At 47.0% G+C, this 20,267-nt stretch carries 19 protein-coding genes and 2 tRNA genes; 6 read left to right on the top strand and 15 right to left on the bottom strand.

Annotated features, from left to right (window positions below; genetic code table 11):
* Positions 1–11: 11 nt before the first annotated feature.
* The 14 genes from B3K91_RS01140 to mnmA all read right to left on the bottom strand — a co-directional run bounded on the left by B3K91_RS01140 (position 12) and on the right by mnmA (position 14,390).
* Positions 12–1,400 (bottom strand): hypothetical protein, encoded by a 1,389-nt coding sequence (locus B3K91_RS01140; RefSeq protein ID WP_214060103.1) that lies wholly within the window; start codon positions 1,398–1,400, stop codon positions 12–14.
* A 143-nt stretch (positions 1,401–1,543) separates the two neighbouring features.
* Positions 1,544–2,833, bottom strand: a complete 1,290-nt coding sequence (locus B3K91_RS01135) for a hypothetical protein (protein WP_214060102.1) — start codon at positions 2,831–2,833, stop codon at positions 1,544–1,546.
* 149 nt (positions 2,834–2,982) lie between these two features.
* A complete protein-coding gene (locus B3K91_RS01130) occupies positions 2,983–4,299 on the bottom strand; it encodes a hypothetical protein (protein ID WP_214060101.1) in 1,317 nt (438 codons plus the stop codon).
* 42 nt (positions 4,300–4,341) lie between these two features.
* Positions 4,342–5,424, bottom strand: a complete 1,083-nt coding sequence (locus B3K91_RS01125; protein WP_292590197.1) for a DUF362 domain-containing protein — start codon at positions 5,422–5,424, stop codon at positions 4,342–4,344.
* A 12-nt stretch (positions 5,425–5,436) separates the two neighbouring features.
* The gene (locus B3K91_RS01120; RefSeq protein WP_099829356.1) at positions 5,437–5,808 is read right to left on the bottom strand and encodes a DMT family transporter; all 372 of its coding nucleotides are present in this window, start codon (positions 5,806–5,808) and stop codon (positions 5,437–5,439) included.
* 13 nt (positions 5,809–5,821) lie between these two features.
* The gene (locus B3K91_RS01115) at positions 5,822–6,706 is read right to left on the bottom strand and encodes a decaprenyl-phosphate phosphoribosyltransferase (protein WP_214060649.1); all 885 of its coding nucleotides are present in this window, start codon (positions 6,704–6,706) and stop codon (positions 5,822–5,824) included.
* Between the two features lie 152 nt (positions 6,707–6,858).
* Positions 6,859–9,228, bottom strand: a complete 2,370-nt coding sequence (locus tag B3K91_RS01110; RefSeq protein WP_292590226.1) for an HD domain-containing phosphohydrolase — start codon at positions 9,226–9,228, stop codon at positions 6,859–6,861.
* A gap of 118 nt (positions 9,229–9,346) precedes the next feature.
* Positions 9,347–10,324, bottom strand: coding sequence for a 2-hydroxyacid dehydrogenase (locus B3K91_RS01105; RefSeq protein WP_292590196.1), 978 nt, complete (start codon positions 10,322–10,324; stop codon positions 9,347–9,349).
* Positions 10,321–10,758 carry a GNAT family N-acetyltransferase gene (locus B3K91_RS01100; RefSeq protein ID WP_292590194.1) on the bottom strand — a complete coding sequence of 146 codons (438 nt, stop codon included), beginning with the start codon at positions 10,756–10,758 and terminating at the stop codon, positions 10,321–10,323. Before B3K91_RS01100 ends, B3K91_RS01105 begins: the two co-directional genes overlap by 4 nt.
* Complete coding sequence (locus tag B3K91_RS01095; protein ID WP_292590193.1) at positions 10,755–11,387, bottom strand: tetratricopeptide repeat protein; 633 nt, start codon at positions 11,385–11,387, stop codon at positions 10,755–10,757. The genes B3K91_RS01100 and B3K91_RS01095 overlap by 4 nt, the downstream gene beginning before the upstream one ends.
* A gap of 505 nt (positions 11,388–11,892) precedes the next feature.
* On the bottom strand, positions 11,893–12,300 hold the full coding sequence (gene tnpA / locus B3K91_RS01090; protein WP_213918636.1) for an IS200/IS605 family transposase: 408 nt from the start codon (positions 12,298–12,300) through the stop codon (positions 11,893–11,895).
* A gap of 86 nt (positions 12,301–12,386) precedes the next feature.
* Entirely contained in the window at positions 12,387–13,085 is a 699-nt protein-coding gene (locus B3K91_RS01085) for a vWA domain-containing protein (RefSeq protein ID WP_292592245.1), read from the bottom strand.
* A gap of 159 nt (positions 13,086–13,244) precedes the next feature.
* A tRNA-Pro gene (locus B3K91_RS01080) sits at positions 13,245–13,320 on the bottom strand.
* 14 nt (positions 13,321–13,334) lie between these two features.
* Positions 13,335–14,390 (bottom strand): tRNA 2-thiouridine(34) synthase MnmA, encoded by a 1,056-nt coding sequence (mnmA, locus tag B3K91_RS01075; RefSeq protein ID WP_414674176.1) that lies wholly within the window; start codon positions 14,388–14,390, stop codon positions 13,335–13,337.
* Between the two features lie 287 nt (positions 14,391–14,677).
* Here mnmA and B3K91_RS01070 point away from each other — a divergent pair, with 287 nt between their 5' ends.
* From B3K91_RS01070 to hutH, 5 genes are all read left to right on the top strand, one after another.
* Positions 14,678–15,400 (top strand): basic amino acid ABC transporter substrate-binding protein, encoded by a 723-nt coding sequence (locus B3K91_RS01070; RefSeq protein ID WP_292590186.1) that lies wholly within the window; start codon positions 14,678–14,680, stop codon positions 15,398–15,400.
* Positions 15,401–15,449: 49 nt separating this feature from the next.
* Positions 15,450–16,097 carry an amino acid ABC transporter permease gene (locus B3K91_RS01065; protein WP_099831112.1) on the top strand — a complete coding sequence of 216 codons (648 nt, stop codon included), beginning with the start codon at positions 15,450–15,452 and terminating at the stop codon, positions 16,095–16,097.
* Positions 16,094–16,846, top strand: coding sequence for an amino acid ABC transporter ATP-binding protein (locus B3K91_RS01060; RefSeq protein WP_099831111.1), 753 nt, complete (start codon positions 16,094–16,096; stop codon positions 16,844–16,846). Before B3K91_RS01065 ends, B3K91_RS01060 begins: the two co-directional genes overlap by 4 nt.
* Before the next feature lie 5 nt (positions 16,847–16,851).
* Positions 16,852–17,523: an amino acid ABC transporter permease gene (locus B3K91_RS01055; RefSeq protein ID WP_300980089.1), complete on the top strand. Its 672-nt coding sequence runs from the start codon at positions 16,852–16,854 to the stop codon at positions 17,521–17,523.
* 96 nt (positions 17,524–17,619) lie between these two features.
* Positions 17,620–19,104 carry a histidine ammonia-lyase gene (hutH, locus tag B3K91_RS01050; protein ID WP_292590181.1) on the top strand — a complete coding sequence of 495 codons (1,485 nt, stop codon included), beginning with the start codon at positions 17,620–17,622 and terminating at the stop codon, positions 19,102–19,104.
* A gap of 99 nt (positions 19,105–19,203) precedes the next feature.
* On the opposite strand, the gene B3K91_RS01045 is transcribed toward hutH, so the two are convergent.
* Positions 19,204–19,291 (bottom strand) — tRNA-Leu (locus B3K91_RS01045).
* A gap of 49 nt (positions 19,292–19,340) precedes the next feature.
* On the opposite strand from B3K91_RS01045, the gene B3K91_RS01040 reads away from it, so the two are divergent.
* On the top strand, positions 19,341–20,084 hold the full coding sequence (locus B3K91_RS01040; protein WP_099831109.1) for a type 1 glutamine amidotransferase: 744 nt from the start codon (positions 19,341–19,343) through the stop codon (positions 20,082–20,084).
* Positions 20,085–20,267 lie beyond the last annotated feature (183 nt).

Raw genomic sequence — 20,267 nt, 5'->3', positions numbered from 1 at the left:
CTCCGAATTAACTAGAATCTAAGGAAGCGCAAAACTCTTCCGTAGCCGATCTTGAAGCAAAACTCATTCTTGTTACCTATTAGAGCCGACGCTGAGAGGAATATCTCCTGATTCTCATCCGGGCTGTAATGAAAGTCAAGACTTACTTTGGCACTTCTGGTAATCGGTTCGGCAAGTCTATACCAATCAAATTCAAATGGTTCGCCGTAATAATCGTCGATTCGGTAAGAACCTTGTCTTATGTACTCAAGACGAAGCTCTGAGAGCACTCTGCGAGTTTCGAAAGTCACAGCTATAAGGTCCAGAGATACGTCAGGTCCGTATGGGAAACCGAAGAACCCATTAATCACAAGATAACCCCCGCCCTCAATATCATCAGCGTTGAAACGGATTGGGTTGATGTGCTTTCCTTCCTCGAAGCTCCTATTGTACAAATAAGGCGTGCTATGGTAGTGCTCATACCTTATCTTCATACCCCCAGACTCTTCAAAGAGAGTCTGTTCTCTGAGAGCATACTGATTGTCCCATAGCATAGGTCCCTTATAGTTTTCTCCACCGGTTATGCCATACTCTCCACCAAGAAACCAGCCTAAAGAAGTCGGATTGCTGGTTCTATCTCCCGGAATAAGGATGTCGTCTGTGTAGAGCATTCCGTACAAGCCCAGATCTCCAATGCCCTTCTCGAAGAATAACCCTGCATTAACGTTTGAGTTCTTGGCATAGTTGTTGTGGAATATGACGAAAGGGCTCATGTCTTTAAGGTCTGGATAGGTGTTGCTGATGAGGTTCGTTTCGACAAAACCGACTCTTGTAGACTCACCATGATACCCTATGCTGTGGCCGATAAGAGTCCGGGGACTGTCGAATATCGAACGATCCGAAGAGATTACGAAGAAGCTGTAGAAGTATTTCCCTGACAGTACGTCCGATGAGAAGTCAATCCAAATGTGCTCGAAAAAGGGCACCGCATCGGAGAGTACGAAGTTGTACGCAGCGGGACCAATATGAAGGCTTCTCTTGCCGGCAGAAAACCTCAAGAGATCGTTTTGAAACTCGGCGAAACCAACTCTAGGCAGATCGGTATCTATATACAGGGTATTCGAATTGTATCTGATGGGGAAATTCGACCAACTCCTGCCGCGAAGAAACGACGTTATATCTTGCCTGAAATCAAGCCTGAATAGCGCGCGATATGAATCACCGGAAAACTCAATGCCCGCAAGGGCAAACGGAGGATAAGAAAAGTTGTTCCGCAGATCTTCAAAGGTAGGTTTGTAGTCCCTGTCGTGCACAGCAAAGTTGTTGAGAGAAAGGGAGGGAAAGAAACCAAGGAAAAGACCGCTATTCGCAGAAAGCAAAACCGAAACCACTATCATGAGGCAAAGCAGAAGTCGTTTCATCCAGACAAACCTCCTTTTGTTCATATATGAATTATGCCATGACTGAATAGGAATTCACTCTCCGAAAAGCAATTGAAACACAAAGCCTTTACGGCAGCCAAGCGAAGTACCCGCGGAGATCGTCCCGGCCAAGACTGAATACCTCATTCGGTTTCAACGGAACCTCTGGTCTCAGAAGCAAGAAGTCTGAGCAACCCAACACCTACAAGAGGGGTCATGAACGCCAGTACTGGTGTGAATAGCCTAACTTCAGCGGTTCTTGCCACCACGAAATTCATAGCGACAAACGGGAGTACCCAGAACCACGTTCTCTTGAAGAAATCGATATCTCTTATCTCTCTCACGAATAGCAGTGGAATGAAGAGAAACACAAGAGGATAGATCCATGACCAGAAGTAACCAATGTTATAGCCAAGTTGTATCAGATCGACCGAGTATTTGGCATCAGGAAAGAGAACAGTGCTGAATATATACATAAGCAGTACAGGAATCGAGCCGGCAATGAAGCTTTTCAACATAAGCCTCAATTTAATCTTGCCTGAGATGTCGCCTCTGAAATTGTACAGAAGATATATCAAGGGGAGGAATACCATATGGTCAGCTCTGAAAAGAGAACCCAGCGTAATCAACAAACACAAATGAAAGAATCTGCCGTTTCTGGCAATTACGAGCAACCCGCCTACAAAAAGAGCAAGGCCGTGAAAAGTCTCCCATCCAAAGTACATCGTAGTGAGCGGCATTATGGCCTGAAATGATACCACAGACAGTAACGATGCTACAGGTGAAGAGAAGATTCGGCAGAACGCATAAAGAAGCAGCAACGTTAACAGGTTGAAAAAGAATCTCGCCGTGATGTGCCCATTAAGAATACGATTCGCTTCGCTAGACGGATCTAGTGCAGCTTTGACATCTTCGGGCAGTCTCTCTCCAATTAGAAGCGCCGCGGTTGCAGGATCGGTAATGTACTCCTGCCACTTCAGCCCGGCAACCATTGCTTTGAGTGCATTGCTCAGGAGAATGCTGTTCCCTGCAACGGAGTCAACGAACTCGGCAATAGCCTTTTCAGCGTCAGAGACAAGGCTCTCCCTTTCATCCAGTGGAAAATAGGCATCAACCATGCTCTTCTTTTCAGACGTCCAATAATCGGCCGACAACAACATACTCGAAAGCTCTTCGCTGTTTTCATCCAGCCACTTGATCGGAAAGTATTTGAAGAAATTCTCGACAAGGTAGTAGCTGCCAAATCTATACTGATCAGGCGCGAAATTCTCTCCGGAAACCACTCTGTCATGCTGGTTAATTCTTAAGTACCTGGATACGAGCAAATACTTCCCGTCGGTTGTCCAGACGGTCATTGATGTGAAAATGTAGGAGAGTAACGCGAAGATAATTAACAGAAAAATCCCTCGCTGTATGGTTCTCTTGTCTTTCACACTTAATCCCCCCGACGGCGTTTCCAAAAGGAGATCGCCAATGTCAAAATCATATCATCGATCGTAAGAAACATTGCTTGTCCTTCTCAGTTATCTGCTCAAACCTGTATCAAGAGTTCCATTAATCAAGCGCGTTGTTGTCCAGATCCCTAAGACTCTCTAGAATCCGAAAAGCCAACCGAATCAACGCCGATTGCCAGCATTGCACCCCTAACTATAAGAGGAATGGAGTAGATTATCACCGGAAGAAAAAGCCTCACTTCCGCAGTCTTTCCAACAACAAAGTTCATTCCGATAAACAGTGGCATCCAGAACCACGTTCTCCTGTAGAACGTCAACTCTTTGATCTGATAGATGAAAGCAAAAGGCAGCAAAAGAAAGACAAGAGGAAAAACCAGGTTCCAAACATGCGTCAAATTGAACTCAAGCTGAAAGACATCCACATAGTACTCTGCCTCGGGAAAGAGAAGCCCGCTAATCAGAATTGTCGCAACAAGCGGGATGAAGAGAAGCAGAGCGGCGTAGACAGCCTTCGACCACTCCCTCCTTCTTAACGAATCTATTCCTCTTAACGAAGCGTATATTAGAGCGCCAAACAGCGCATGATCCGTTCTTGCGGTACAGCACAATACTGTTATCAGAATTAGAATGAGCCTGCTGCCGTCTCTCTTTGTTATTAGAATCATCGCTGTAAACAGCAACAGTGAAAGCAGAGTCTCCGCCTGCAAAAAGTCCTGAAGAGCAAACGGCGTAAGAGCAGTGAAGAGAACAACCCCAAAGAGCGCTTGGCCGGGGTTCAGGAACTCTCTGCACAGGAAGTAGATGATCGTCAGAAGGATCATGAAGAGGAAGAATCTCGACGTGAAATATCCGTTCACGAGTCTTGTTTCTTCGCTGTCCTCAAGCAAATGATTCCTGATATTTTCCGGTATCATCTCTCCGAGAGTGAGCAGGGTCTCTTCGACATTCGTCAAATAGCTCTGCCATTGCAGACCGTCTATCATACCCCGCAGAAGATTTTGAACAAAAGCATTGCCCGGGAAGAAGGATTCTAGAGTCTCGTCAATCACCCTCTGAATCTCGCCAATCATCTCTTCCCTGTCATCCTGGGGGAAGAATTTGTCCACGGTTTTCTGCATCTCTTCTGTCCAGGTCTCTTCGCTCGTAAGCAAATCGGAGAGACTGCTGTTATATACGTCATACCATTTCAGAGGAATGTATTTGAAGAAGTATTCCACAAGATAAAATCCACCAAAGCGATATTGCTCCGGAGCGTAACCCGTTCCCCTGATTAGATTTTCGTGACCGTATACCCTGATGAATCTCGACACTGTTATGAATCTGCTGTCTGTCGTCCAGACACTGACAGAGGTGAAAACGTATGACAGAACAAAGACAAACAGAAAAACCACTGCGCCTCGTCTTGCTTTCGAACTCAGGGCGAATTTCAAGTGATAATCGGCCATGATTCCCCCACTCAAGCTTTCATTCCCATAGTGAATTCTCTATCAATAGCTCTCCCACAGACGGCCCCAGGGGCTCTCTTTCTTCCACTCCTCGAAAATCCGAACACCGTGCTTCTTCCACCAGTGCTTATCGTGATAGGTATCTGAAGCGGCCACAAAGACTTTTACAAGCGGCGTGTGGAAGAAGAGTTTCTGAAAGACCTTCAATGGGCTGAACCAGAGCAGATCACCGACTCTGCTGGCAAAATTGTCTCCCACATGGAATTGCAGGTTCACTCCAGACACATCGTCCCCGACCAACTCTATGTTCTCAGGCCTGCCGTTCCCAAGGCCCTCTTCATCGGCCAGCCTTATGTATTTCAAGTCCATCGGATTGAAGCCCATCATCTTCGCCGCAACCGCGTCAATAGCGACCTGGTCTTCACTGGCGAGTATGTAGTCTGCCTTCACCGGGATCAGTGTTCTGGGACCGGGTCCGTTTCCCGCAGTCGTTCCATCCATTAAGGCAAACAACCCTGTGTGAATCTCCTTCTGTATCTTCAGCAAGTCAACCAGAGTTTCATGTATCCATGAATGAGTGTAATGCCTCTTCACGTTCAAGAGACCGCCGAATGCGTTTTTCATCGCGCCTGTGGTCGTCGTATAGATGTGGCACTTCATCGTCGGAAGCTGAATTATGTTTTTGCCGAAGAAGTAGTCAGGAAGCTTCACTCCCTCGGGAAAGATCTTAGGCAGAACCGTCAGTTTGCTTTTTGGCGTATATTCAATCCATGACATGTCTTTCGGTTCGAAGTTATACAGGACGGGGATATTGTATTTTTCATAGACGATGTCATACTTGTTCTGTTTCTCTCCGTACTTCGGCCTCGTAACCACAGTCTTATTCTCTACCGAAACGATGTCGTTCATGCCTTCATCCTTCAGTGCGAGCACCACGCCTTCTAGCTGCCACGGCGTGCTATTGGCGCCTGGCATTGGAAGATGCCAGGAAATGTTGTCCTTCAAGATTGTCGTGGCACTTACGTCCAAAGCCTCTTTCATACCGGCAAGTTTTGCAAGCCTTCTATAGTCATCCAGGACAGTCTCCGGTCTAGTCTTTAAAATCGCAACTTTCGTCTTTTTCATCTTCTACCTCCGCTATTTCGCTATCGCAACCAACCAAATCCCTACCGCAATGACGGCTATTCCCATGAGCTTCATTGCGCTGAGTCTTTCGTCAAACAGGAAAACCGCCGCAACGGTAACGATCGCGAACCCGGCACTCGTCATTATCGGATAGGCAACTCCCAGTTTCATCTTCGTCAGAACTACGCTGTAGAAAATGAAGGCAACTCCGAATGAGAAAAGTCCCAGCCAGACGCTGATGTTTGTGATTGAATTTATAAGCATCCCCTTAAGTCCAACGGTGTTTATGTCAGGCGCATTTTGCATCCCGTATTTCAACAGGACATTTGCTCCGGCGTTGAAGACTATTGCAACGACAAGTATCATGGCCTCAGTAAAACTCATAATTCGTCCCTCTTTACAACCAGATTGGCAGATAGATTGCCAGCATAACAGATACTAACCACAAAACAACGGTAACCGCTATTCCTCTGTCTCTTGTTACGACTTCCGTCGGGTCGCCCTCTCCATTCTTGAAAAGGAGAAGGAGGTATCTAAACATCCCATAGGTTACGAAAGGCACAGTGTAGACAAGCTTATCAGTACTGAATTTCACAATCGTCGCCGGATCAAGACAGTAGAGAGTATAGGCGATGATAGTAACAGAGGCCGTAGCAACCATAAGGTAGTCTAGATATCTGTCGTCGTAAACGCTCAAAACCTTTCGGTGATTGTTGCTTTCTTCTTTAAGTGAAAGCAGCTCGTTTCTCCTCTTTCCAAAACCCAAAAAGAGCGAGAGAAAGAAGGTTGTAACCACTATCCATCCTGTAGGAGTTGCATCGATAGCGTAAGCCCCTGCCATTACTCTTATCACGAATCCCGCAGATATGCAGAAGGCGTCAATCAATACGATCTCCTTGCCCTTCAGAGTATAAAAGATATTCTCAACAACATAGAGAAGTAGGAAAACAAGAGCAAGGTATGGAAGAAAGAGAGCAATCAGGACCGCAACAACACTCATCACTGCTGCGACTGTTGCTGCATCTCTCACACTGATCTCACCGGAAGCAATCGGCCTATTCTTCTTTCTGGCATGATGCATGTCGCTTTCACGGTCTTTGATGTCGTTGAAAATATAGACGCTGCTTGAAACGAGGCAAAATGCAACGAAGATCAGCGTAGCTCTCAGAAGAGAGTTTGGGTCGACAAGACTCGAAGAGAATATCAGCGGAGCAAAAACGAACAGGTTCTTTATCCAGTGTCTTATTCTTATCACTCTGAGCGCGATAGCTAGATCTACCATCTTTTTCTCCTGAAGAAGCTTGTGATTATTTAAGAGTCGAGTATCTCATAAGTGCCAAGCTCTCATATATTAACATACAGGCTTGAAAAGTCGATACCACTCTCTCTTGAGTAGATTTAATTATGATGCATTACACCAATGCGGAGTTGAAATCATTCAGTGAAGTTAAACCCTTCATCGAACAGCTCGAGACAGGCATCTACGACTCTTGCATCATAGAGCTTTCCCTTACCGCTTCTGATCTCATCAAGCGCCGCCTGAAGACCGAGTGAAGACCTATACGGTCTGTGAGACGCCATCGCTTCCACAACATCGGCAACGGCTATTATTCTAGCCTCGAGAATAATCTGATCCCCCGAGATTCCTTCGGGATAACCGCTTCCGTCAAGTCTCTCGTGATGCTGCAAGATTGCGTCTGCCACCGGCCAGGGGAATTCGATATCTTTGAAAAGCTCACATCCCGCCGTCGGGTGAAGTTTGATCAAATCGAACTCGAGATTGGTCAGCTTTCTTGGTGTGTTGAGTATCTCCGCGGGAACCTGTATCTTTCCCACATCATGAATCATCGCCGAAAGCCTCAGTCCCGTAAGCCTGTTCTCTTCGAATCCCAGCTTTTTGCCGATTGCAACAGAAAGCTCTGCGACTCTCCTTTGATGACCTGAGGTATAAGGGTCCCTGAGATCTACGACCGAAGCGAGAACGTTCACCGATGCCTCCATCGTTTTTGAAACAGTCTCCAGACTCTCTCTTAGCTCTTCGGTACGTTTTCCGACTTCTCTTTCAAGATGGAAGCTTCTATTACCCAGTGACCCGATCAGAACCGCAAGCGACAGAGTTACAGTCAGTCCGATCGCGAGGATGAAGATCCAGTAGTTCATGGGGTACACGACGCTGAAATCCGGCCCTGGATGGGCAACAATAACGAAAAGCCGCCCGAACAGCATTACCGGAAGGGCGATGTTTTGTTCATTTTCCGGATAGTGCCATATGGAAGCCTCCGCAGACTCATGTACATGTAAACCAGATTCCTGCGCCGAGGAAAACAGCAGTACTGGATTTCCGTCCGAGTCGATCTGATAAAGCCCCAAAATAACTGTTGGATCTCCATTACTGGGGAGAATCGGAACGGCACTGTGAAACGCTTGTGAATGAAAGATAGCCCCTACGAATCCAGTTTGACCCTGCGGTCTCTCCTCGACAATCGGTCTGAAGACAAAGAAGTGGAGACCTTTCTCTTCGTCCGTCGGAACGACGACAGGATCGCTTGCCCACATCAGTTTTGAAGCAGCTGCCTTTTCAATTGCTTCCCCGACCAACTCGAGAGATCCCAGGTCTAACCCCAGCAGATTTCTGTTGCTCTCTAGAGGCTCAATGTACTGTATCGGGTAATATGACTCGCGATCCAGAACTCTTTCCTTTGCGCCAGATTCACCGGGTTCCCAGACGAAGAAGTCCGGAAAGCCTTCACTTCTGATACTTTCTTCGAACGACTCTATCTCGCCCGGCGAAACCCTCTCAATCCAGAACCATGAAATCAGTTCGTTGTTTTTCGAGAGTGAACCTACGTAGTTCAAGAACTCCTGCCTGTAAACAAAGCTGCTTGACTCAAAGAACCTGGCAAGAGCCTCGACCTGAAAGTCTTCAATATTCTTCATCGCCCTGGAAAGCGAAGTTACATGAGTCGCGGCCAGATCTGCAAAGGCGTCATTTCGCGCTGCCTCCTGTCTGTCATGAACTAGAGATGAGACCATGATGGTGACAGCGACTCCAAATGCGGCAAAGGCGATAGCCTCAAGGTACCTCTGAACTCTCTTTTCCTTCTTCTCTTGTGGCAGCTTGTCCTTGCGGATGATGAAGAATCCCGAAAGTATCGCCATCAATATCAGAACCAGAGAGAAAACTACGGGCTTAATCGCATATGATAAAATCCCTTTCCGGAAGTCGTTGGCTTCAACGTCTATCCCGAGTACGGCAAGGAGTCTGCCTGAATTTTCATCAATTACGGGAACCATTACCGATACCCATGTTCCCCAGCTGTCAGTAATTACTGGCAGCACTCTGGCCTTCTTCTCCCTGAAGACTTCAAAATCGTACTCAGTAGCATCGGCGTATATATCTCCCGGAAGAGATTCGTCACCTAAACCGGGAGGCTCGGAATCAATGAAAAAGAACAATTCTCCAGATTCCTTCTGTCCCATTAGGTAGATGAAGCGGTATTGAGGAAATAGCGCACTTACTTGCTCCAGCTGGCTCTTGAGTCTCCAGTATTCAGGCCTGTCCAGATCATCTATGCTCCCTGAAAGCCTCGAAAGCTCGTCCAAATTGAGACCGCTGTGGACAAATCTTGCCTGTCTCAAAAGCATGTCCGAAAACTCCCTTCTTCCCCTGGCTATCTCGGCAAATGAAAGCAGAACACCCATAAGAAGAATCAGAACGACAGAAATAACAACGACGGCAAGACCGGATAGTTTAGCAGCAAAGCCAACCAATCTTTTGGAAAGACCAAAGCTGGGACCTCTCATCAAAGGCACTTATGGACACCCCTCTTCGAAAAACTTTCTCAACCAGATTTTAACACAGGATTTCTCTTCAGCCACAACGTGCTCTTTGAAGAGACCGCGACTTCACTTCTTCAAGCGGCTAATACAATTCGTCAAGATCGATCTCTTCCTCCGGCTTTCCTTTAAGAAGAAAACTCTCGATGTTCTTTAACGCGCCATTCACCATTGACTGCATACTCTCCACCGACCAGCTTCCGACGTGCGGTGACATGACGACATTGGAAAATCTATGAATTGGATATCTCGATGGAAGTGTTGCGGGCCGATCACTTGAGGGATACTCGTACCAGGCATCTATTGCCGCGCCGGCGAGAGTTCCGCTTTTCAGAGCATCATACAGAGCCTGCTCCTCAATTACTCTTCCCCTGCTCACATTGACCAGGTACTTGTCCTTCATCTGACTTAGCAGATCGGAACCGATGATCCCTGCCGTCTTTTTCGTCAGCGGAAGAGCAACGAATACAAGATCTCCGGCTCGAACGGCATCGTAAATATCGTCTGTTATTCTCTTCACGTAAGGGAACCCGCTGCCAGGCGTTCTCTTGAATCCCGTTATTTCGCATTCAAAGCCGCTGATCAGTTTTGCTATCGCCTGCCCAATTCTGCCTAGGCCGAGAATAGAGCACCGCTTCCCGATGATGGAGTACCAGGTCGCCTCCTTATTGGATGGCCGACCCAACCACACTCCCTGAGCAAGATCGTTATGAAGTTCGACCACTCTTCCCGTAACAGCTAAGGCCAGAGCTACGGCTCTTTCAGCAACGACCTCGGCATTCTCATGGGTGTTTGAAACAATGACACCACGTTCTCTTAACCGCTCGAGAGGCAGACCATCAACGCCTGTCCAAGGGACCACAACCATTCTGAGATTTCTAGCCTTATCAAGGTCGGCTTGCGAAAGATTCCCTTTTACTATTACCTCGGCATCGGAAATATGGGATTTCGGATCACTGTTGCTGGAGTACGAGATGAAAGAATGTTCGGGAAATGCTCTCGCAAGCTCATCTACTTTTCCTTCCCAGTATCTGTCAAGTCTATTTAGGAATAGGATCTTCACGTTTCTTGCCTCCCACGGGATTTAGCGCGAGAAAATCGGAGTTTGTAGCGAACCAGTCCATTCAGAGTCTGGATTTCATTCACAATATTGAATCCTATCTTCTCATAAAAACCGACGGCATCCTCGTCTGTCCACACTGCAAGAGTATCTATGATAAAGGCATCTATCATTGTCTTTCTGAGAGTGCGGCCGAAGCCTCTCCTTCGCTTGTCTTTCCTGACAGCAAGATGTAGAAGCTCGGGCTCTTCAAGCTCATGGAGCTTCAAACCGGCTACAGCAACTATGCTTTCTCCCTGCCTCATAGCAAAGAGTCTTCTCTCTGGAGCCCGATACATCTTCAATACTTCTTCGGACTGCTCCGGTCTTCCCAGACATTCGGAGAAGATCTCCGCAAATCTTGAAGGCAGGTTCTTGATTTCTACTTCCCTAATCATCTTTCCAACTCCTCACCAGCCATAATCGTTGCTTGAGAATCATGCGCGTTTTCCTTCAACCACTCGTAATGAGTTGCAGCTTTATCGTTCATGCCATTGCGCATATAAAGCTGAACAAGCTTAAGCCTCGCGTTCAGCTGTATCTCTATACTCAAGCCTTCCTCAGCTAAAACCTGAACTATGATCTCAAAATCAGAAATGGCTACATCTAGCTTTCCGAAAAAAGCCGGTATATTCGCGTAAGCGTTAGCCCTTATGACTCTTATTAAGATATCGTCAGGATTCCCTTCCACTGCCCTATCCAGGTGATCGATCCCCTGGTTCAGATTCAACAGCTTTCCAAAGGGGTTCCAGTCATCTCTCGCTCTGAGGAGGAATGAGGACCCAAGATAAGCTCTGGCCAGTCCCAGGTCTCTTCTTTTGAGAACATCTTCGAGGATTCTGATAGCCTTCGTGACGGAATCTTTGTCACCTTCCAGACCGGCATCGTGGTAAGCAATTCCCAGCTCGATGGCAAGATCGATGTTTTGTGGGTCTTCTTTGTGAAATCTCTCCAATTCGGAAATCGAATAACTTGCACATACAAACACTCCGGCAAGCAAGACAATCAAAATTAAGGTCCTTCTCATTTTCTCCCTCCTCTGTAAATATTAGCATATGAAAAGACCTCCGAATCGAGTCACTGTCACAAAGCACCGCTTCCATTGACTTCGATCGGAGTAATTCCGCCGGCATGAACCAATAGTCTGAGCTCAGAACCTTCCTCGAAAACAGTAAGCTGCCTTTGGCGTGTTCATTTGCTCAGACGAACACTAGGACTGCCAAGAAACTTTAAGGACCTCGATATAAGCCTGTTTTCGAAAGCTCCACATAACGCGGGCCTCCATCGAATCGATGCGAACCTCTCCACGGCACTTTGGAGGAAACAAAAAAAAGCAAAGCGAGAGGCCACATAACTTCAGTTGTTCACTTGCCTCGTCTGGAAGCGGATTGAGACGATCTGAAATTTAGCCAGGAGAGTTCGTTGCCAAAAGGGGGAACTCCAGGATAGGAGTTTCTTGAGTTGTTGCTTGAAGAAGAGTATCCTGTTCTCTAGTCGGCTCTAATTTAATTTTGACGGTGATTTGCACTTTTTCACCCCCTTTGCGAAGTTTTTTGGCTTTCGATATACTGTTTAATTGCGGAAAGTGGCGCACCGCCTACTGTAGCAGCAAAATAACTGTTTGTCCAAAGTGTAGGCAATTTCGTCGTCAGGTGTTTAAATTCTTGCCTGAGTATCCGTGAAGTATGTCCTTTAATTGCTTTAATAAGTTTATGGACTCCATATTGCGGGTCTACTTCGACAAGCAAGTGAACATGGTCAGGCATGATTTCCATTTCGATGATTTCTGCTTGACGTTCGGCACAGATACTTACAATCAACTCCTCTAATCGTAGTTCTACATCACCAACCAAAACTTTCCTACGATATTTAGGGCACCAGACTATATGGTACTTGCAAGAGTGTACAACATTGTTGTTCGACTTAAATTTAGTGTTCATACATGTACTAGACCATATTACACTATCTAATACCAATAGAAGAATTAAGCCGATTGAAAAACTTCAGTTTTCTAATCGGTTGTGCCTTATATCCCCATAGCTGAAGCAAGGGGCTTTACGGCACTTCCGGTAATCACAACGATAACTGCCCTTGAATCTTCTCTGAAGTCAAGCTGACTGCCAAAGAGTATTGCGTCATAACTCCAGGTGTTTATGTGCCATTCGCCGGCCGTTTCGATTTCCTCGATAGCGAGAAGGAGTTCGTCCCTTTCCATAACTCCATGGAACGGATGGTCCGGTGATTTTCTTCCAGGCTCTTCCAGTGACGATGCTTCAAAGAGCAAAACCGCCACCCTGAAATCACATGAATCGTCTTCGAGTCGATTCACGAATTCCTTCAGTTCTGACTTGATCGACTCGATTTGACCCGCCATTGAGCCCGTCTTATCGATCAGGAAGACCAGGTCGATTTTCGAGGAAGATACTGATCTTTCCCAGAATCCGATGCCACCAAACTGGTCTTCTCTCTGATACGGAGCAATTTCGGCTTTTGACAAGACATTCCCAAACTCGTCAACGAGAGTCTCGGTTATTGCGAAGTCTTCGATTGAGAGTCCCGTAACCGGAACATCGCCGTCTTTGGCGCTGACAGAGCAACAAACCTGATGAATGCCGTTGTAGCTGAAATCCCATATTTGCCAGCTTTTGAATTCAAGTGTTCTCGAATAAGCAGTTGGGGTTAAGAGAAGAGAGAATAACAGAAATAGGAACACTATCCTTTTCATTTGTTCCACCTCCAGATCGATCGATCAGAGGAGAAGACAAAGAGAACTACTCTCTGTAAGAACATTCTAGCAGATCAACTCAAACAAACGATCATCTGGAGAGTAAGGAGATTGCCCCTGGTCCTCACAAAAAAGAAACAGACCCCGATGGGCCTGCTCTGGTCAGGAAGCGGGGACTTGAACCCCGGACCTCTGGTTCCCGAAACCAGCGTTCTACCAACTGAACTACTTCCTGTCTCGAGAATTCTATCACGTGTCGTCTTCACTTTCAAGAACGCTATTTCCTTCAATAAAGGCGCTGCCGGCTACTAAATCATCGACATAGAATACCGCAAGCTGTCCCGGTGTAACCGCCCAAACTCCTTCGGGGAAGTCTACCCTGACTCTATCGTCACCGATTAAGAATACTCTTGCAGAAACGGACCTCATCGAGCTCCGAATCTTGCACTCGCAATCAAACGCTTCAGCCGGATCAACAAACCAATTAAGATCTCTTCCCGTGAGAGAGTAGGACACTAATCTCTCCCTCTGTGAGAGGACAAGCCTGTTCTTATCAGTATCGAGCCTCTTCACGTAATAGCGTCCCTCGCTCGAAATGCCGATCCCCTTTCGCTGCCCAATCGTATAGCCGAAAAGCCCGGTGTGTCTTCCCAGAAGATTACCCATTTCATCCTCAATAGGCCCCGGTTCATCCTTCACGCCACGAGACTTGAGAAAGCTTCTGTAATCCCCGTGAGGTATGAAACAAATCTCCTGAGAGTCCTTCTTTGAATGAACGGGAAGAGAAAGCCGACTGGCTTCTTGCCTCACTTCCACTTTTGTCGTGTCGCCTAGAGGGAAGAGAATTCTCCCGAGCTTGCTCTTCCTGATTCGCGAGAGGAAATACGACTGATCCTTTGAATTATCAAGAGCTCTCGCAATGAATAACTCATTATCGTGCGCGACCAATCTCGCGTAATGGCCGGTCGCTATCTTTTCAACTCCAAACGAGCTCATTTTCTCCAGCAGCAACCCGAATTTTATCGAATCGTTGCAAACCACGCACGGATTGGGCGTCTCTCCCCTCATATACGAACAAACAAAGTATTCGAGAATCGATTCGAATTCTTCTCTTAGATCCACGATCACCAGCTCTATTCCGAGGTGTTCGGCAACGCCTTTTGCCTCTTGTACAGCCGGGTTATCGAGTGAACTGCCCGGAATAACGATCATGTGATAACCAATTACATCGTTTCCCTGTCTAATTAACCGAGCGGCCGCGACGGCACTGTCGACACCCCCGCTCAATGCTATACCTAATTTCATGATAATCACCATCTCTATATTAACAGCTGTTTTTTGGCTCAAGTGTTGCTAAAGAGTATAATATCAATGAGCGATCCGCTGCGCACTCTGATTTTCGGCACCGTTTCGGTACCCGTTGATGACAACAGTCGAGCTCGAAAACGGATTTTGAAAGCCCGGGCGATCGATTTTCAACTGCGGTGGTTCTATTTCGTATTGAACCCATAGCGCAAGAAGAAAGTCAGGTTCTCAGTATTGAAAGCTAATGGATATACAATCAATTCATCTTCAGTTTAAGGAGGGGTATCATGAAGAAAACATTGCTAGTAATGCTTGCTCTGGTGATTTTGGGAGGCTTTGCCTTTGGAGCAAAATACGTTGTCGGAACGAGCGCTGACTTTCCGCCTTTCGAGTCTGTGGAAAACGGGGTGTTTGTAGGCTTCGACATCGACCTAATCAACGCTATTGCAGAGGAGATGGGCTTTGAAGTCGAGATCAGAGATATGAGCTTTGATTCACTTATTGCCGCGCTCGTGTCGGGAAACCTCGATATCGTTATCTCCGGAATGACTATTACAGATGAAAGAGAAGAGGTTGTCTCTTTCTCGAAGCCATACTGGACAGCAGATCAGAGCGTAGTCGTTCGAGAAGACAGCGAAATGAGCGTCACTGTGTTGTTTGGCAAACATAACATAGGGGTACAGACAGGTACGACCGGAGACATCTGGGTAGAGGAAAATCTTGTTGAAACGAAGATCCTCACAGGCGATTTCAAGAGGTACGACACTTACGTTCTCGCCATGACTGACCTTGTAAACAGGAATGTAGATGCGATAGTTCTGGACGCACCGGTTGCTGAAAGCTTCGCTGAGGTCAGACCAGTGAAAATCGTGGCTATAATCAAGACTTACGAGGATTACGGAATAGCAGTAAACAAGGCTAACAAGGAGCTTCTTGAGCTTATCAACGAAGGGATTTCCAGGCTCGAAGAATCCGGAAAACTGAACGAACTTAATCTAAAGCACTTCTGATTGAAGGGCGGAGGTAGCCATAGATAAACTCGGATTAATAGTCGATTCTTTGCCCGCACTTCTGAGAGGATTGTGGGTAACACTTCAAATAACGTTTCTAACTCTGGGGTTGGGCCTGATTCTGGCCCTCCCCATTTCTTTTGGTCAAGTGTACGGCAATAAATGGCTTAAGGTATTCATCGCGGTCTACGAAAAGGTTCTGCGGAGCATCCCTGAACTTGTGATCCTCTTTCTCATATTCTACGGATTTCCTAGAATTGGAATAAGATTCTCTCCCTTTGCCGCGGTCGTAATCGGGCTTGGCTTCCGATCATCTGCCTATCAGTCCCAGATCTTCAGGGGAGCTATAAACTCCGTAAGTTCTACTCAGATGAGAGCTGCGAGATCATTGGGAATGACCAATTTTAATGGATTCATCAATGTCGTACTTCCCCAGGCTGTGAGGATCGCTCTTCCACCCTGGACAAACGAGTTCACCATCGTACTGAAGGACTCCTCGCTGGCATACGCTCTAGGAGTTACAGAGCTTCTCCGTCAGGGAGGATACATTATTGCCACGAAGTATGAGCCCATGTTGATCTACCTCACAGTGGCCGCAATGTACTTCGTCGTTACGATCGTTATTAACAAGAGTTTGGGAAGCGTGGAAAAACGCCTTGCAGTACCCGGATTCGATATAAAGGAGACGGTAAGATGACCAACGATAAAGTCGTGCTAAGAGTCGAGAACCTGAAGAAATCCTTTGGCGATAATGAAGTCCTTAAGGGTGTATCTTTCGAAATGAAAGAGGGAGAGACCAAAGTGATAATCGGCCCGAGCGGAACCGGAAAGAGCACTCTCCTGGCCTGTATCAACATGCTAGTCTCTCCAAACGACGGCAGAATTTGGCTTGAAAATGAAGAGATCACTTCTGCAAAGAACATAAACAAGATTCGTCAGGAGATAGGGTTTGTGTTCCAGGATTTCGGCTTGTTCAATCATCTTACAGCTCTCAGAAACGTTATGGTCGGCCTGACAAAAGTCAAGAAGATGGAAAAGAGCGCAGCAAAGGACCTTGCAATGGAGGAGCTGAAAAGAGTTGGGCTCGAGAAGGAAGCGAAGTTGTATCCTGCTCAGCTCTCTGGCGGTCAGAAGCAGAGAGTCGGGATAGCACGTGCGCTTGCCATGCAACCGAAGATTATCCTCTTCGACGAACCGACTTCTGCACTCGATCCAGAACTGATCGGCGAGGTCCTCTCAGTCATGAAGAATCTGGCTGAAAGCGGCATGACGATGCTGGTAGTCACTCACGAAATGGGATTTGCCAGAACCGTTTCGGACGAGATCATCTTCATGGAGCACGGTCACATAGTCGAGCAGAGTTCTCCGGAAGAGATGTTCAAGAACCCCAAGAACCCTCGCACAAAGGAATTCCTCTTTAAGCTCAACGAGCTGTACGGGGAGTGAATGAATTGGAGAGAATCTGGAAGATCGTTGTCAACCACTGGCCAAAACTCCTTGAAGGGCTCGGCGTAACGCTGGAAATGACTCTTATAGCCGTGGTCATAGGCTTTGTAATTGGGGTGATTCTTGCAATCGCAAGAGTATATGGAAACAAGTTCTTCTATGCTATTTCTACGGCGATTATTGAAGTGATCAGGGGAACTCCGCTGCTTGTTCAGCTGTTTATTCTGTACTACGGCCTTCCGCCCCTTGGAATGAACCTAACGCCTTTCACCGCGGCGATAATCGGTTTCGCAATAAACAGCGGATGTTATCAAGCAGAGTATTTGCGAGGCTCTATTCAGTCCATTGCGGGGAACCAGATGAAAGCCGCAAGATCCCTTGGAATGACAAAGTGGCAGGCGATAATGCAGATTATTATGCCCCAAGCGTTTAGAAGAGTTATCCCGGCGTGGACAAATGAGTTCATATACCTCCTGAAATACACCTCTCTAGCCTATATAGTTGGAGCACCGGAACTTATGGCCCAGGCAAAGTTCATAGCTTCTAGAAACTTCCAGTTTTTCGAAGTCTATCTCGTGGTTGGCGTTATTTATCTCGTTGTGGTTCTCTTCTTCACAAAGCTTTTCAGCATACTCGAGAAGAAGGTCGAAATTCCGGGCCTCGAGTGGGTTAGATAGAGCGATTGTGGTAAGTCTTTTTCTGATGGAGACTGCCTGATGATGAAAGATCGAACATACTCTTCAATTTTGATAACTCTCTCTGGAGGTGGGTAGGTGCAAATCGATGGAGAACATTTGACACTCTCTGGTCTCTACAATGTAGCATTCGGAAATGAGTTCTGCTCAATCAATGAACTCTCTGCCAAACTCCTCGATGAAAGAAGAGAATCTCTGGAAACGAATAGCATGAAGAAGACGATTTACGGCGTGAATACGGGATTTGGAGTTATGGCCGATCATCGGATCTCCCCGGAAGACCTGGACGCACTGCAGAGAAATATCGTTCTCTCTCACGCGGCCGGAGTGGGCGAACCACTGAAAGAAGAACATGTCAGAGCGATAATGTTGGTTAGAGCCAATTCACTCCTGAAGGGCTATTCAGGAGTTAGAAAGTGTGTGGTTCAGAGAATTCTCGATCTGCTAAATAATGGAATCGTACCGATTGTCCCGGCAAAGGGTTCCGTTGGAGCGAGCGGCGATCTTGCCCCTTTGGCACATATAGCGATGACGCTTATTGGTGAGGGGGACTGCCTCGTTGACGGAAAGCTCGTTTCTTCCTCGCAGGCTCTTGCCAGCAAATGCCTTGAACCGCTTGTTTTGAAGGCCAAAGAAGGCCTCAGCCTTCTGAATGGAACCGCCCTGATGGCCGGATTGGCCGGGTGCTCAACCTATACTGCGTCGAGGCTACTCGATCAAGCTATCCTTGTAGCTGCGATGTCCGTCGATGCGCTGATGGGCAGTACCTCTCCATTTGACGAGAGAGTTCACAAAGCAAGACCTCATCGCGGTCAGACATATGTTGCGAAAAAGCTTAGAGAGTCTCTCGAGGGAAGTGAGATAAGGACTTCTCATCTCGATTGCGATAGAGTTCAGGACGCATACACGCTCAGGACTATCCCTCAGGTTTACGGAGCGGTGAAGGATACCATCGAATACGCAGAAACCGTCCTTGAGACCGAGATCAACTCGGCGACCGATAATCCTTTGATATTCGAAAACGGGGACGCGATTTCCGGAGGCAACTTCCACGGGGAGCCCGTAGCTCTAGTGGCAGACTTCCTCTCAATAGCTCTTACAGACCTCGGTAATATGATTGAGAGAAGAATAGACAGACTCGTAAATCCAAAGCTAAATGATCTGCCCGCCTTTCTGACAAACGGAGAAGAAGGTCTCAATTCCGGATACATGATCTGGCAGTACACGGCTGCCGCACTGGCTTCAGAGAACAAGACCCTTGCGCATCCGGCCTCTGCCGACTCGATTCCCACATCCGGGTTTCAGGAAGACCATGTGAGCATGGGAGCCTGGGGAGCAAGAAAACTCTGGTCGATACTGGACAACGTTGCGACCCTTATCTCTATTGAGGCGCTTCTCGCATTCAGAGCTCTGTCGTTTCGACATCCCAGGAAGTCCGGTTCTGTTATAGAGCAGCTGTTTGAAGAGATTGCAGGCATCGTTCCCGATCACAGAGAGGATCGCTATTTTGGAACGGAGTTTTCAAGTGTAAGAGAACTTCTATTTAAGAGGGCCGGTCTATAAGTAGATTGGTTTTCATAGAAGGAACTATCGATGAAAAGTTCTAATTGCACGGTAATTCCAGAAAAAAGAGGACGATTATTCGTCCTCTCGTGGAATTCTTGGTGCCGGGGGCGGGACTTGAACCCGCACAGGCGGTATGCCCACATGAACCTGAATCATGCGTGTCTGCCAATTTCACCACCCCGGCATCGCACAAATAGTAGTTTATCATTCGCTGTGAGAGGTGTCAAGAGTCAATGAAGGAAGAGACTGCACAGTCAATTATACGTTTGTTTGCACTGGTTATCTTTGCATGTTCCTTTCCAACTATGCTTACTGCTTCGTACGATAATAGAGGAGTCGTTGCCCTCTTTCTGAACGACCCGGCATATGAAGCCAAGCTATCACCGATAGAGCGTTCGCTTGCGGAACAGGGTATCAGGTACAGGATCTTCAAGATATTCAACGATGAGCTTCCCGAAGATGAAAACGAATACGCAGGCGTTATTATTGCAGGCGGCGATTCAATGAGGAACTACATCGACTGGAACAATAAGGTCTATCAGGGCGGAGAAATAATACTGAGGGGCGAAGTCCCGATACTTGGTATTTGTCTGGGTCATCAGATAGTCTCGAGAGTGTACGGTTCCGTTCTATATTACAGTGAGGAGCGCCGCTGGCACGAAGTAAGTTTTGTGAAAGAGGACAGGGTTCTCGAGGGCTTTGACGGAAGCCTTCTCGTATGGGAGAATCATGCCTACGCCGTCGCCTCGATTCCAGATCAATTCGAACTCTTTGCTAGGGGGAACGTAACCCCTATTCAAATGATCAAACACAAAGAAAAGGAGATCTACAGCGTTCAATTTCATCCGGAAACCCAGGCAGGTTTCCTCGGTAACCCGCCAGGCTGGAAGCTCATAAAGAACTTTGCAGAACTGGCAAAGGCCACTATCGAAGACCCGCCGCTGCCGACGGATAGAAGAAGAGTATTCCCCTACTGACCTTTCGACGATTGGCAAGTCCTTAATGGTCAAATGAATTCCGTTTTGTCCGGCCAGAGATTTTGCAAATGGGGAGGAGTGCGGAGAGATGGAAATAAGAGAAGTCAATCCCTAATCACTCTCCGGGAGAGTTGTAAGGTATGAGTATTCAAGTGATAGATACTTTGACCTTTCAATAGAACG

Source organism: Mesotoga sp. UBA5847, from assembly GCF_002432735.1.
Taxonomy (GTDB): domain Bacteria; phylum Thermotogota; class Thermotogae; order Petrotogales; family Kosmotogaceae; genus Mesotoga.
Note: the sequence above shows the minus strand (reverse complement) of the source record. Positions and strands in the feature narration are given on the sequence as shown.

What these genes read in the sequence shown, in the direction of transcription:
- B3K91_RS01140 (WP_214060103.1), bottom strand. Translation starts at nt 1,400, where the DNA reads ATGAAACGACTTCTGCTTTGCCTCATGATAGTGGTTTCGGTTTTGCTT.
- B3K91_RS01130 (WP_214060101.1), bottom strand. Translation starts at nt 4,299, where the DNA reads ATGGCCGATTATCACTTGAAATTCGCCCTGAGTTCGAAAGCAAGACGA.
- B3K91_RS01125 (WP_292590197.1), bottom strand. Translation starts at nt 5,424, where the DNA reads ATGAAAAAGACGAAAGTTGCGATTTTAAAGACTAGACCGGAGACTGTC.
- B3K91_RS01120 (WP_099829356.1), bottom strand. Translation starts at nt 5,808, where the DNA reads ATGAGTTTTACTGAGGCCATGATACTTGTCGTTGCAATAGTCTTCAAC.
- B3K91_RS01115 (WP_214060649.1), bottom strand. Translation starts at nt 6,706, where the DNA reads ATGGTAGATCTAGCTATCGCGCTCAGAGTGATAAGAATAAGACACTGG.
- B3K91_RS01110 (WP_292590226.1), bottom strand. Translation starts at nt 9,228, where the DNA reads ATGAGAGGTCCCAGCTTTGGTCTTTCCAAAAGATTGGTTGGCTTTGCT.
- B3K91_RS01100 (WP_292590194.1), bottom strand. Translation starts at nt 10,758, where the DNA reads ATGATTAGGGAAGTAGAAATCAAGAACCTGCCTTCAAGATTTGCGGAG.
- B3K91_RS01095 (WP_292590193.1), bottom strand. Translation starts at nt 11,387, where the DNA reads ATGAGAAGGACCTTAATTTTGATTGTCTTGCTTGCCGGAGTGTTTGTA.
- tnpA (WP_213918636.1), bottom strand. Translation starts at nt 12,300, where the DNA reads ATGAACACTAAATTTAAGTCGAACAACAATGTTGTACACTCTTGCAAG.
- B3K91_RS01085 (WP_292592245.1), bottom strand. Translation starts at nt 13,085, where the DNA reads ATGAAAAGGATAGTGTTCCTATTTCTGTTATTCTCTCTTCTCTTAACC.
- mnmA (WP_414674176.1), bottom strand. Translation starts at nt 14,390, where the DNA reads ATGAAATTAGGTATAGCATTGAGCGGGGGTGTCGACAGTGCCGTCGCG.
- B3K91_RS01070 (WP_292590186.1), top strand. Translation starts at nt 14,678, where the DNA reads ATGAAGAAAACATTGCTAGTAATGCTTGCTCTGGTGATTTTGGGAGGC.
- B3K91_RS01060 (WP_099831111.1), top strand. Translation starts at nt 16,094, where the DNA reads ATGACCAACGATAAAGTCGTGCTAAGAGTCGAGAACCTGAAGAAATCC.
- B3K91_RS01040 (WP_099831109.1), top strand. Translation starts at nt 19,341, where the DNA reads ATGAAGGAAGAGACTGCACAGTCAATTATACGTTTGTTTGCACTGGTT.